Raw genomic sequence first — 13,155 nt, 5'->3', positions numbered from 1 at the left:
CGCCGGGTCAGCCGGTCAGCGGGTCAGCGCGTACCAGACCGCCCCGGTGAGCGCGGCCGCCAGCAGGGCCACGGTCAGCGCCGATCCGACGGCGTAGCCGAGGTAGACCCGGCGGGCCCGCGCCGGGTACGCGGCCCGGTCGGGCGTACGCAGCCGTACGTACGCGGCGGAGGCCGGCGCGAGCCGGGTCACCCGCAGCGCGTGACCGAGCAGCGTGTAGCCGTCGAGCGGGGGCAGCGGCACCAGGTTGACCAGGGCCTGCGCACTGCCGAGCAGCAGCAGCGCGGAGAGTGTGCGGCCGGTGGGGTCGTCGGCGGGCAGGGCCGCCCACCACGCGCAGAACGGCAGCAGGAACAGCAGGTTGGCGAAGGCGCCCGCGCCGGCCACCGCCAGCTGGTCCCGGCGGCGCGGCAGGTACCGGTAGTTGTCGACCCGGCAGTACATGATCGCCACCGGCAGCCGCCAGCGCAGCCCGATCTCGCCGACCGTGCCCCCGACATGGGTGGCCGCCACCCCGTGCGCGAACTCGTGCAGCGCCGTGCTCAGCCACAGCAGCGTGGCCACGGCCAGGATCCCCACGGGATGGCCCAGCAGCCACAGCAGGTCACCGGCCAGCCGCCCGGCCCCGGCCACCAGCACCGCCTCCATGGCCAGGCAGACCAGCAGCAGCGCGCCCAGCACCACCGGGTGCAGCAGGGGCCGCAAGCCCCGGTGCAGGCGCGTGGTGGCCGCGTCGGCGTCCGCCACCAGCCGCAGGCTGCCGCGCAGCAGCCCGCCCTCCAGCTGGCGCGTCCGCGGGGCGGCCGGCTCCGGCGGCGGGCCGCCCGACAGCAGCCGCCGGCTGCCGAGCAGCGCCAGCAGCTGCTGCCAGTTGCGCTCGTCGAGCCGGCGGCCGAAGGCCCGGCCGTACGCGCCGCCGATCTCGCCGAGGCTGCGCGAGCCGTCGAGCCGCGAGATCAGGAAGTACTCCTTCGGCCCGATCTCGAAGGCCGCCCCCGACACCGGGTCCTTGACCAGGTGCACGGTGGCCGGACCGTTCAGGAGCGGCGGCGAGAGCAGCACCTCCGGGCGCAGCGCCGGCCGGTGCTCCAGCAGCGAGGGGGCCCGGCCGCCGGTCACGGCGCGCTCCCCGCCGGGCCCTCGCGCAGCACCCGGCCCAGCAGGTGCGCCAGGTAGGCCTCGTCCCGGATCGTCACGTGCAGCCGGTTGTTGGTCATGTGCATGTACGGGGAGAGCAGCCGCGGCAGGGCCTCCGCCGGATCGGTCACCCGCTCGTCGCGGGTGCCGTCCCAGGACCGGAAGACCAGCTCCCCGCCGACGGCCAGGGCCTCGGCCCGCTCCCGCAGCTCACGGCAGTGCTCGGCCCAGCCCGCCAGGAACGCGGGCAGCCGCCCGGTGTCCTGCCCGGCGAGGGCCTCGCGCACGGCGGCGAAGCGGCGCGCCAGCCCCGGAGCGGTCTGCGCGTACGTACGGTCGTACTCGCTGGAGCCGATGAACCCGGTGCCCGGGAACGCCTGGTGCCAGAACGTGTAGTAGCGGTCCAGGTAGTCGCCGAGTTCCTCGCGGTCGGGCAGGAACACCCCGGCCATCACCATCATCAGCTGCGCCGACGTGCCCAGCAGCACGGTGCGCAGGTGCAGGTTCATCCGGCGCAGGGCGTCGATCACCAGGTCGCTGGAGTGCGCGAAATGCCATTCCGCGAGCTCGACTCCGGCCGGTCCGCCGTATTTCCCGAATTCCGGCTCGTACGGTTCGCAGGAGAAGGAATTGTTGGGCCGCAGATTCATCCGGCCGTCCGGTCCCATGAACGCGGCCCGGTCGCCCTCCGGGAACTCGATGTCGAAAAGGGTGTTGTAGAACTCGTTGAGGAATCCGGAATCCACCTCGTAGAGGGCCGGCCGGGTCCGCAGGAAGGCGGTCAGGGCCTCCTCGGCGCGCCGCCGGACCTCAGGCTCCGCCGCGGGCGTCGCCGGCCGCAGCCGCAGCCGCACGTGCGGGCCCTCCAGCCAGTAGTTGATGAAGAAATGCCCCGCCAGCAGCCCCTCGGCGGACAGCTCCGCGATCAGCGGGCGGACGCAGTTCACCAGCAGCGGCTGCGGATTGGCGGCGTAGAAGACGTGCAGCGCCTGCCAGGCACCGCGCGTCCCGTCCGGTACGGCGGATGCCGCCTGACCGGCGGCCGCGGTCGGGGTGGTCAGCTTCGACATCGGGCGTCGCCCTCCTGGGCTCGGACGGTCGTGGTCGTGAAGGTCTCCACCGCCAGCTCGGCGACGTGCGCGCCGCGCGCCGACGAGGTGTGCAGGGAGCCGGGGTCCGGGAGCATCTCGCGGAACACGACCCGGTGGGAGGGATCGCGCAGCAGCGTCTCGAACGCCGAGAGCGAGAGCAGACTGGCGAAGTCCACGTACGCCGGCTTCGCGCCGGCGGCCGAGGCTCCCGCCGACACGGTCGCGAACACCCGCTCCGGCACGCCGTGCGTACGCCGCCACCGCTGCCACCGGAGGAAGTGGTCCGCCTCCAGGGCGCCGCGGACGGGCAGGTCGCCGGCGGTGGTGGTCCAGCTGCGGCGGCTGAGCACCACGTCGCCGTGGACCACGCGCGGGCGCGTCGTCACCCCGTCCCGGGCGGGACCCTCCGGCACGCCCGCCCACACGTCCAGCGGGGACATCGACGACGGCGAGAGCAGCAGCAGGGTGCGCGGGATCGCCGGCAGCGCCAGCGGCACCAGGTAGCCCAGGTAGACGGGGATCACCTGGCGGCCGAGCCGGTGCGAGCGCAAGGACACCCGGCCGGTCGTCACGTCGTGCGCGGCGTACAGGTCGTCCAGGTGCAGCCGCCGGTCCTCGGGCAGGGTGCCGCTCTCGCCGGGGCAGACGATCTCGTACTCCGTCAGCCGGCCGTGCAGGTTCAGATTGGTGGTCACCGGCCCGCCGGTGACCTCCGCGAACACCGCGCCCTCCGGGGTCACATCGGCGGCCGTCGCCCGCAGCTCCTCGGAGAGGGGCGGGGCTCCGGCGCCGTCGTACACGTGCGTGAACCGGCTGAAGGGGAAGGCCAGTCCGCCGTACGCGCGGTTGAGCACCGTCAGCGGGGTGCCCGTCCCCGGATCGCTCGCCAGCTGGAGGTGGTGACAGCGCGGGGCGAACCCGGGTGCCACGGGGGCGAGTTCGGTGGCGACCGCGTCGATGTCGGCGTTGGTCAGCCGCAGTTCGCCGGTTCCCCGTTCGCCGGTGCCGTCCCCGTACGCCGACCAGGCCGCCCGCATCCGGGCGACGAACGTCCGGCGGGAGGCATCCAGGGCCCGGATGCCCGCCAGCCCCAGCCAGTTCTCCTCGGCCACGTACTCGCCGCGCTCGTCGAACGGCCTGCGGCGGGCGGTGAACGACAGGTACTGGTCGAAGAAGTCCTCGTGGAAGTCGTGGACCAGGCCCAGCAGGTCCTCGCAGCGCCCGCCGGCCCCGTAGCGGGCCGTGAAGAACCCCTCGAAGGTGATCCGCTGCGCCAGGGTGAGGTCGAAGGCGGGCAGGATCCGCTCGACCGAGCGCAGCCCGGCCCAGTCGGGCGCCGGGAAGGCCAGGTCGCGGCCCGCGCTCACGTCCTCGTACAGCAGCGTCTGCGGCAGGGCCGCGTCCGGCGCGCCCAGTTCCTCCTGCGCCCGGCGCAGCCCGGAGCGCACGGCCCCCAGCAGGTCGAGGCGTTCGCCGTGGCCGGCGTCCGGGTAGCGCTCCAGGGCCGCGGCGGGCGCGTCGAGCAGGGCCGCCAGCCGCCGTGCCCACGGGGCGTCCAGCCCGGTCAGCGCGCGCTGGAAGGAGCGCAGCGGGTCGCCGCTGTGCACCTCGGTGTCCAGGCACGGCACCCGGACCATGCCGAGCTCCAGCAGCGCGGCGATGTACGCCTCGCAGTCCTCCTCGCCGGCGCCGTGCTCGGCGGCCAGCCAGCCGGCGAGTTCCTGGTGGCGCAGCTCGGCGCGGTCGGCGAACAGCGCCAGCAGCCGGTCCAGGGTCCCGCTGCGGCGCAGGAAGAACAGCCGGTCCCGGACGGCGTCGAAGGTGACCGCCGCCGAGTCGTCGCCGGCCGTGACCGAGCGCCGCACGTAGCGGATCCGGTCCTCCTCGTGGCCCCAGCCGGAGGCGAGCCGCAGCGGCAGGTCCCGGCGCCGGACCGGGTCGGCCAGGATCAGCTCGGCCAGCCGCGCCAGCACCACGACGTTGAGACGCACATGGCTTTCCCAGTCGTCCGCCACCCGCAGGACGGGCGGGTTCTGGCCGCCGTCCCCGGTGAACCGGCCGGTGGCGACGGCGGTGAACGTACTGAACGGGCTGGTCTTGCACGCCGTGCGGTAGACGTAACTCAGCGCCGAGCGCTCCGCCTTGCGGGCCCGCCCGGTCGGCGTCCCGATCGGCGTCCCGGGCTGAGTCCCGGCCGGTGTCCCGGTCGCGGCCAGGTACCCGTCGAGCTGGCCCTCCAGCACCGGCGAGGCCAGCAGCAGCCCCAGCCGCAGCCGGTCGTCCGTCAGCAGGCCGCGCAGCGCGGCCCGGCCCCGGGCCAGCTCGCCGGTCAGCAGCGCCGGCCCGTCCGCCAGCAGCTTCTCCAGGTGGCGGCGCCGGCGCAGCCAGCCGGCCAGCTCCTCACCGGCCGCCGCGTCGACGGCCGCCAGGGCCGTCACCGCGTCCTCGGGCCGCGACGGCGGCCGGCCGTTGTGGATCTGGCGCCGCAGCCGCAGCAGCTCCCGCCGCTGCACGGAGCCCGGGCCGTCGGGCGCGGGATCGGTGGCGCCCACCGCCCGGTGCAGCAGCTCGCCGAGCCGCTCCGCGTCCGCGCCCAGCTCCTCCTCGGCCGCCAGGACCTCCGCCGCCCAGCTCGCGGTGTCCGGGCAGCGCAGGGCGTCGACGCGGGCCAGCGGCAGTCCGGCCACGCGCAGCATGAAGCGCTCGCCCGCGTGCCAGCGCGTGGTGGGGTCGTCGATGTCGTTCATGGTGGTGTCCGCTCCCCTCAGGCGATCTCGTGCCGGAAGTCGGCGGGCCGCGGCCGCTCGTGACCGAGCAGCATGATCAGCAGCGGGGCCTCGTCGGTCCCGGACAGCCCGAGCTCCTCCACGTAGGCGACGTTGTCGAAGCCGAGGGCCACGCCGGCGCCGAGGCCGTGGGCGGCCGCGGTGGTGTAGAAGGTCTGCGCGACCGCGCCGATCGTCGCGTTGACCAGCCGGTAGCCCCGGTCGCCGACGGCGTCGAGGACCGCGGTGGTGCGCACCGTCGGGACGACGACCGCGGCCGCCTGCTCCAGGTTGTAGTTGGAGAGGAAGTAGGTGCGCTGGAGGAACGGTCCGGGCGGGCCGGCGGCCACCAGGCGCAGCGTGTGGGCCCCAGGATCGTAGGCGTACGTCCCCGGCTCGATCCCCTCCACATGGTTGACGAAGGCGTACAGGGCGGTCAGCCGGGGCCCGTCCGGGCGCTCGGCCTCGCAGCCGACCGAGGTCCGCGCGCACGCCGCCAGGGTGGCCGCGAGCTCCGGCGCGCCGAGGGGACGGCTCGCCTCGAAGCGGCCGAAGCTGCTGCGCCGGGCCCGCAGAGCGGCCGCGGTGTCCAGCGGCGCGTCGGGGACGGCGGGCAGCGCCAGCGGGGCGGTTCCGCGCACCGGGAAGGCGGCGGCCGCGTCCAGCGCGTGCGGTGCCGGGCGGTCGGCGGCCCGGCCGAGGGTGGCCTCGTGGATGCGGTGCAGGGTCTCGAACTCCAGGACCGTACGGGAGCGTTCGCGATCCCGGCGGCGTACGGCGGGCGCGGCGTGCGGCGGGACGGCCGAGGCGGCCGGGGAGGGGGCCGCAGAGGCGGGGGCGGCCGGGGCGGCCGGGGCGGGGGCGGTGCCCGCCCACTCCAGCGGCAGGACCGCGAAGACCCCTTCGTCCCGGGACTCGACGCCCAGCAGGGCCGCCAGCCGCTCCTCGTCGAACCAGAGCGCGGGCGCGATCCGCAAGCCCTGCCCGTGCGCCCACAGCCGCCAGGTCTGCAGCAGCGCCCCGACGTCCATGCTCACGGCGTGGAAGGAGAAGCTGTTGTACTTGAAGGCGTTCTGCCAGTACTTCACCCCCAGGATCAGGTACTGGCCGGTGCCGCCGCCCGCTCCGCCCGCCCCCTCACCGAGCGCCGCGCGCACCTCACCGGTGACATCGCCCGTCAGCAGCCTGCGCATCGCGTGGTGGTGCGGGGTGTAGTGGTACAGCCCGGGCGTGAACGGTCCGCCCGCCCCGGCCGCCCAGTAGACGCTGACCGGGTACAGCCCGCCGCCCGAGGCCGTGCCCCGCGACCAGTTGGCGTGCGTGTAGTGGGGCAGGGCCGCCAGGTCGGTGTTGGCCTGCACGGCCAGCCGGCGCCCGGTGAACCCGTACGAGTCCTGGAGCATCCCGCCGAGCAGCGGCAGCGTGAAACCCTGCCGCCCGCCCGCTCCGGGAGCCGCGGCGGCCGCCGCCGGCAGCGGGAAGGTGTCCGCACCCGGGTAGAACTTCGCCTTCCGGGGCCGGTCGGCCCAGTCCGGCACGAAGTCCGCGGGCTCCATCGGTATCCGGCCGCGGTACATGATGTCGTTGGCGTAAGCATGGGCGTAGCCCACGGTTCCTCCTGCGTTCGTCTGGGAAGCCGCTGGCGGCCGGGTCACGGGAAGGGGTGCGGCGCCGGGTTGAAGTCGCCCGGTTCCAGGTCGCGCGAGCGCAGTCCGGCCGCGCGCAGTGCGGTCCGCAGCCGGGGCATGCCCAGCGCCCGCTGCCGCGAGCGGCCGAAGTCGATCGGCAGCAGCCCGGGGACCAGCACGCTCACCGTGTGCAGGCCCAGCGCCCGCTGCTCGGGCAGGCTCTGGTCGACCACCACCACGTCGAACCCGGCCCCGCCCACCGCCGCCACGCAGCGGCGCAGGTCCTCGCGGACGTCGTCCGAGGCGGCCGCGCCCGACGCGTCGGGCCACCGCAGGTCCGCCACCTCGCGGAGCCGGCCCTGCGGCGCCCGCAACAGGAAGTCGGCGTGCCGGCCCATCTCCGGGACCCCGTACACCAGGGGATGGTCGTGCAGCGCCGTCACCAGGTCGAAATCGGCGGCCATGGCGCGCAGCCGCGCCTCGTCGCGCTCGGTGCGCCCGGGCAGGTTCACGGCGTCGGTCGCGATCTCGCACAGCGCGGAGTCGAGCGCCGACTCCGGGTCGAGCCCGGCCCCCGCGCCGAAGCACATCCGCCCCGGTCCGCCGTCGAACCGCTCCGCGACCGCCGTCACCACGGGGATCGGGAAGGTGATCCGGGTGTCGAAGAACCGCGCCCGGTAGCCGTACATCGCCAGCCGGTCGACCATGGCCCGGGTGGCCGGCCGCGCGCTGCTGGACGCGTCGATCTCGGGCAGCGCCTGCCGCCCGTACCAGGTGAGCAGGAACGCGTCCCGCTCCACGACCTCCATCAGCCCGAAGTAGCAGGCCTCGGCCAGACTCCCGCCCGACGCACAGCCGTTGGAGCTCTCCTGCACGAACCGGTTCTCCAGGCCCGGCGCGTGATAGTACGTCAGGATCTCCGGCACCAGCCGCGGTTCCTCGTCGCGCAGCGACCAGCCCCACACCCAGGGGATCTCGCGGTCCGGGTCGAAGGGCCGCACCCGCGGGTTGGCCCGGTGGAACGCCTCGTCGTACAGCCCGACCTCGCGCGGGTCCACGGCCGCGGAGCCCAGGGCGGTCAGCGAGGCCCGGACACTGGTCGTGCGCGAGCGGGCGCGCATGCCGGCGTACCGCTCCAGGCCCTCCAGCACCCCGACCCGCGCACTGCGGCCGAAGGAGTCGGTGTGCCCGCCCCAGAACGTCTCGCGCAGGTATTCCCCCGAGCGCATCGAGAAGCAGCCGATGGTCGCCGACGTGGACGTGGAGGAGACGTCCTGCACCAGCGACGGCCCCAGCGCACCGCACAGCGGGTTCGCGAAGGCCGCCACGTCGATCCCGTACGACTCGATCGGCCGGGTACGGAACACCCCCGGCCGGTACTTGGGGGCGGCCCCGATGGCCGGCGCGCCCGGCCCGTCCGCCTCCGGAGCGGCGCACCGGGGGCACTCGGGGTCCGGGACCAGCGGGTAGCGCCGGACCGTGCCGTCGCGCAGGTCCATCAGCCGTACGTCGCCGAACACCCCGGTGGCGGCCGGGGCGGCCGCGACGGCGGCCACCAGGGCGGCCAGCGCCTGCGCGGCGAAGGCGTGCGCGTACGGCCACCGACCCGCCGGCCGGGTGCCGCCGCCGAGCTCCAGCGCGTCGCGCAGGGCCACCGACCGGACCGCCTGCCAGCGCCGCTCCAGGCAGCGCGGGCACCCGCCGGGCGCCCCGACCACCGCCTGGTGGCCGTACAGATGGACGGACACCGCGGCGTCGTCCGCCGCGTCCGGGGCGGGGACCGGGGCGGTGAACGCGTCGTGCAGGCCCAGCACCGACAGCCGTACCGGCGCCGCGCCCAGGGCGTCCAGGGACCGGCCCAGCAGCGCGCCGAACCGCGCGGCGGCCCCCGCCCCCAGCCCCGCCTCGAGATCAGGCGTCATCGCCGGGCTCCCGCACCGCCGTGAGCAGCACGCGGACCGTGTGCAGCCCGGCCGAGGCCAGGTCCGCCGAGCCGGTCGGCACCACGTAGGCGTCGCGTCCGGCCGCCGCCAGCCGCTCCAGCACCTCGGTCCAGCCCGGCACGTCCGCCCCGGCCGGGTCCGGGGCCGGCCCGTCGACGGTCAGTGTCCGCGGGTCCAGGTCGCCCAGCAGCGGGTCGCCGGTGTCGGCCGCCGTGGTCCCGGCCGCCGCGTCCGCCTCGTACTGCACCGCGCCCAGCAGGTCCCGCAGCGCGGCCACGGCGGCGGCGGCGCGGTCCAGGTCGGCGCCGACCGCCCAGCGGGCGCCGGAGCGGGCCAGCAGCACGTGGACGCCGCTCACCCGGTCCTCGCCCAGGTCCAGCAGCTCGACGGGGGTCCGCAGGCGGTCCGCCGACCGGATCAGGAAGGTGAGTTCGGCGTCGGTACCCTCGGCACCCTCGCAGTCCCTCCCCTCTCCGAGCGGCACCGTACGGGCCGCCGCGCCGCGCACGGCCCGCAGCAGCGCGTCGTGGGCCAGGGCGGAGAGCAGCCCGGCGGCGGCCGCGTCGGGAAGGGCGGGGCCCGCGCCCGCACCGGCGCGGGTGCGCTCGAAGAGCCGTCCGGTGTTGTGCGGCCCGAACGGGCGGACCGCACCGGCCGGGACGAGCACCGGCTCCTTGGTCACCAGCGAGACGCCCTGCACATGGGCGGCGACCTCCCCCGGCACCCCGGAGGCGAGGGCCAGGGCCCCGGCGGGCCGTCCGCGGCCGGCGTCCACCAGCCCCCGCGCGGGCACCACGTGCTCGGCGTATGCGAGGGCGGCGGCGTCCAGGGCCCGCATCCGGGCACCCGCGACGTGGTGCACGTCGAAGGCGGCGATCCTGCGGGGGCCCGCGTGCCCGATGCCCAGCTCGACCACGCTCAGCTTCAGCGGGATCTGGGTCAGCGGTTCGTCCGCGTACCGGGTGAACACCCCCGCGTACGGCCGTACCAGCACCGAGCGCCGGTTCAGTTCCTCGACGAGCGCGTCGGCGTCACGGGCGGTGGCGAGGGTGGGCAGGGCGGGCGCGCCGGAGGTACCGGCCTCCGTCAGCCGCACCGGGCGCGCGGCGGCCCGTGCCGCCTCCTCCTCGGCCGCGGGGCCGTGCCCGGCGCACAGCGGGCAGCGCGGGTGGGGCAGGAGCGGTTCGGCGGAGACGTCCAGGGACTCCATGTCCTGGACGATGATCTGCCCGGCGGTCTCGGCGGGCAGCGCGCCCGAGGCGGCCCGGAAGACCTCGTACGCGAGCTGGTTGCCGATCATCGCGGCCAGCGGGCGGCCAGGTTCGGCCCCGGCCGCCGGGGTGGTGCCCGGCAGCGCCAGCGCGCTCCACAGGTCGGCCGCCGCGCCCGCGCCGTCCGCGGCCGCTCCGGCGCCGAGCCGCAGCGCGGCGCAGGCCCAGCAGGCGGCGGTGCCGTGGCGCATCAGCGGACCGATGACGGCGTGGGAGCCGTAGGACCAGGCCGCCAGCAGGGTGCGGCCCTCGGGTACGCCCGCCCGCAGCAGCGGCAGCAGCCGTGCGGGCGCCGCCGTGCCACCGGTGACCACGACGACGTCGTAGCCGTCGAGCGCGGCCCAGTCCGGCGTGTCCGCTCCACGGGTCAGTTCACGGATCTCGGCGGGGCAGCCGTCGGCCGCGGCCTCGGCCGCCTCGGCGCGTGCCTCCGCGGTGTCCAGGCCGGGCAGCACGCCGACGGCCGCGGAGCCGTTGCGTATCAGGCCGAGCACGCACCAGCGGGCCACGAGGTCCTCGCCGAGGACGGCGACGCGGGCCTCGCGGAAGGCACGGAACCGGGCCTCGGCGTCGTCGGCGTAGTGGTCGGCGTAGGCGATCTGCGGGGCGAACCGGCGGGCCACGGCGGCGGGCAGGGCCGGGGCGGCGGAGGGCTCCGGTGCGGCCGCCGGGCGGGCGAAGTCCCGTTCGTAGAGGGTCTTGACGAGATCGCAGACCATGGCGCGCTGCTTCTCGCCGAGCCCGGTGCAGAGTTCGGCGACCGTGTGCTCACCGGTCAGGTGCGGGACGATCAGCGTGGCGAAGCGGTACGCCGAGCCGGCGGTGAGCCGGAAGCCGCCGTCGGAGTTGTGGAACAGCACCCCGTCCGGAGTGCGCGTGAACAGCACGTCCCGGCGGATCCGGGGCCGGGTCGCGGCGAGGGCTTCATAGGTCGTTCGGGCCATGGGACACCCCTGGGTGCGGTCGGGAGGGAAGGGGGAGGAACGGGCGGAGGGGAACGGCGGAGGGGGGCGGGGGAGGGGAGCGGGCTGAGGGGAGCGACGAGGGGCGGGACGCGGCGGGCCGGTGGCGGCCGGGACACGGGGACTATCGGGGCGGCGGGTTGTGCGGCGCTAGCGCACGGCGGCGGGAGGCACGCGGTCCCGGTCCGGGGTCCGGGCGGGGGTCCGGTCCGGGGTCCGTCCGGGCGCGTCCGGATCCGCGTACCGACGCGCGTAGAGCCGCAGCAGGGCGTGCAGCCGGTACGGCCCGGGCGGCCCGTCCTCCAGCAGCCCGGCCTCCACGAGCTGTTCGAGTACGGACTCGTCCACGACCGTGCCGGGGTCCTGCTCCGGCCCGCCCTCGCCCAGCCGCCGGAACGCCTCGCGCAGCTCGGGGGCGAGCGCGGCCACGGCCTGCCCGAACACCCCGGGCACCGACAGCCGGGGATCCTCCGCCAGCGCCAGCCGGGCCGGCGGGTCCTGCGCCAGCCAGGTGGTGAAGTCGGCCACCGACAGCCCAGGCCGGGTCAGCAGCCGCCCGGCGGCGATGCGCAGCGCCAGCGGGAAGTGGCCGCACACGGAGGCGAGTTCGGCCGACGCCTCCGGCTCGGACGCGATCCGCGCGGTGCCGACCAGCCCGGTCAGCAGCTCGTACGCCTCGCCGGCCTCCAGCACGCCCAGCCGGTGCACGGCGCCGCCGTGGGTGGCGACCACGGCGGCCAGCCCGCGCCGGCTGGTGATCACCACCCGGGTGTCGCCAGTGGTGGCCGCGGGCAGGAGCGGCAGGACCTGCCAGGCGCCCGCGGCGTCGTCGAGGACGATCAGCCGCCGCCCGTCGCCGCCGGGTCCGGGCAGCAGCCCGAGGGCCTCCTCGACGGTGACGGACGTGCCGTCCGGCCGGGCCAGCGGCACCACGTACACCCCGCCGGGGTAGCCGTCCCGTACGTCGTACGCGCAGGCGCGGGCCAGCGCGGACTTGCCGATGCCGGGCGCGCCGGACACCACGACCAGCCGGGGCCCGTCGGCGGCCGCGAGCTGGGCCGTCATGGCCCTGCGGTCGGCCGTGCGCCCCACGAAGCCGGGCGGCGGCTGGACGGGGTGGACCGGGGCCGCGCCGGCCGCCGACGCCCCCGGTGCGGGCAGGGCGGGCACGGCGGGCAGGGCGGACGGGACCGGGGCGGCCGGCAGGGCGGGAGTGCCGGTCCCACCCGTGCCGTCCGGACCGCCGGGACCACCCGTGCTGCCCGCCCCGCCCGCACCGGGGGCGTCGGCGGTCCCGGGGGCGTCCGCACGCGGGAGCCGCGGCCGCCGGGGTCCGCCGCCGAGTTCCTCCGCGCGCAGGATGGCCAGTTCCAGCCGTTGCAGCCCTGCCCCGGGATCGATGCCGAGCTCCTCGCGCAGCCGGTCCCGTACGGTCCGGTACTCGGCGAGGGCCTCCGCCTGGCGGCCGGTGCGGTAGAGCGCCTCGATGAGCTGCTCGGTGAACCGCTCGCGCACGGGGTGCCGGCGCGCGGTGTCGTAGAGGTCGACCAGGACCTGATGGCAGTTCCCGGCGGCCAGTTCGAGGTCGCAGACCCGCTCCAGCACCCGTAGCCGCTCCTGCTCGAGCGCGGGCACGGCGTCCCGGTGCAGCAGCCGCGAGGCCACGTTCGCGAGCGGCGGTCCCTGCCACAGGGACAGCGCCTCGCGCAGCCGGTACAGCTCCTCGCCGCGGCCGGTGGCGCTCGCGGCGCCGGCCGCGAGCGAGCGGAACGCCACGAGGTCGAGCGTGCGGGCGTCGGCGCGCATGCGGTAACCACCGGGCACGGCCTCGATGGTGGTGGCCGAGATGCCGTACTTGGCGAACAGCCTGCGCAGCCGCAGGACGCACGTCTGCAGAGCCGCCCGCGCGGTGGCGGGGGGTTCCTCGTCCCACACGGCGTGCAGGAGATGGGTGGCCGAGACGACCGTACCGGGGTGCAACAGGAGGGTGGCGAGCAGATTCGTGGGTTTCGAGGGTTTGAGGACGACGGTTTCGGGGCCGTGCGCAATGCTCAAAGGCCCCAGGAGCTGGAACCGCATGATGATGGATCCCCCGACAGGCGTGCCGGGGTTATGGTCCGGACCAAGGTCAATGGTCGACGTTCCGCCCCCCGTTGGGCGGTGAATAACTGGAACCTTACCTAGCGGATCTTGTGGAAGTCGAGCTGGAGGGTGCTTATTTGTGCCTTCTTGGGGTTTTCTCGCTTCTCCGTAACCTGCGCGTTTCGCGCAGTTACCGTCGGTCCGTCAAAACTGTTCAGGCGTAAACGAATTGGGGTGGCGGCGCCATCCAAGCCCACCCCCTGAATTGAATTCAAG

7 protein-coding genes are annotated in these 13,155 nt (G+C 75.9%); all 7 read right to left on the bottom strand.

The window, feature by feature from the left end; translation table 11 throughout:
* Window positions 1–15 precede the first annotated feature (15 nt).
* A complete protein-coding gene (locus ACZ6KO_RS19130; RefSeq protein ID WP_469305158.1) occupies window positions 16–1,119 on the bottom strand; it encodes a peptidase M50 in 1,104 nt (367 codons plus the stop codon).
* Window positions 1,116–2,207 (bottom strand): lantibiotic dehydratase C-terminal domain-containing protein, encoded by a 1,092-nt coding sequence (locus tag ACZ6KO_RS19125; protein WP_469305157.1) that lies wholly within the window; start codon window positions 2,205–2,207, stop codon window positions 1,116–1,118. The genes ACZ6KO_RS19130 and ACZ6KO_RS19125 overlap by 4 nt, the downstream gene beginning before the upstream one ends.
* Complete coding sequence (locus ACZ6KO_RS19120) at window positions 2,195–4,975, bottom strand: lantibiotic dehydratase (RefSeq protein WP_469305156.1); 2,781 nt, start codon at window positions 4,973–4,975, stop codon at window positions 2,195–2,197. The genes ACZ6KO_RS19125 and ACZ6KO_RS19120 overlap by 13 nt, the downstream gene beginning before the upstream one ends.
* 17 nt (window positions 4,976–4,992) lie before the next feature.
* The gene (locus tag ACZ6KO_RS19115; protein WP_469305155.1) at window positions 4,993–6,603 is read right to left on the bottom strand and encodes a SagB family peptide dehydrogenase; all 1,611 of its coding nucleotides are present in this window, start codon (window positions 6,601–6,603) and stop codon (window positions 4,993–4,995) included.
* Window positions 6,604–6,644: 41 nt separating this feature from the next.
* A complete protein-coding gene (locus tag ACZ6KO_RS19110) occupies window positions 6,645–8,543 on the bottom strand; it encodes a TOMM precursor leader peptide-binding protein (RefSeq protein ID WP_469305154.1) in 1,899 nt (632 codons plus the stop codon).
* Window positions 8,533–10,779, bottom strand: a complete 2,247-nt coding sequence (locus tag ACZ6KO_RS19105; protein WP_469305153.1) for a TOMM precursor leader peptide-binding protein — start codon at window positions 10,777–10,779, stop codon at window positions 8,533–8,535. The genes ACZ6KO_RS19110 and ACZ6KO_RS19105 overlap by 11 nt, the downstream gene beginning before the upstream one ends.
* A 168-nt stretch (window positions 10,780–10,947) precedes the next feature.
* Window positions 10,948–12,876, bottom strand: a complete 1,929-nt coding sequence (locus tag ACZ6KO_RS19100; RefSeq protein WP_469305152.1) for an AfsR/SARP family transcriptional regulator — start codon at window positions 12,874–12,876, stop codon at window positions 10,948–10,950.
* Between the last annotated feature and the right edge of the window lie 279 nt (window positions 12,877–13,155).

The organism is Streptomyces sp. NPDC042102, assembly GCF_055582305.1.
The sequence above is the reverse complement of the archived record's forward strand: the minus strand, read 5'-3'. Positions and strand labels throughout refer to the sequence as shown.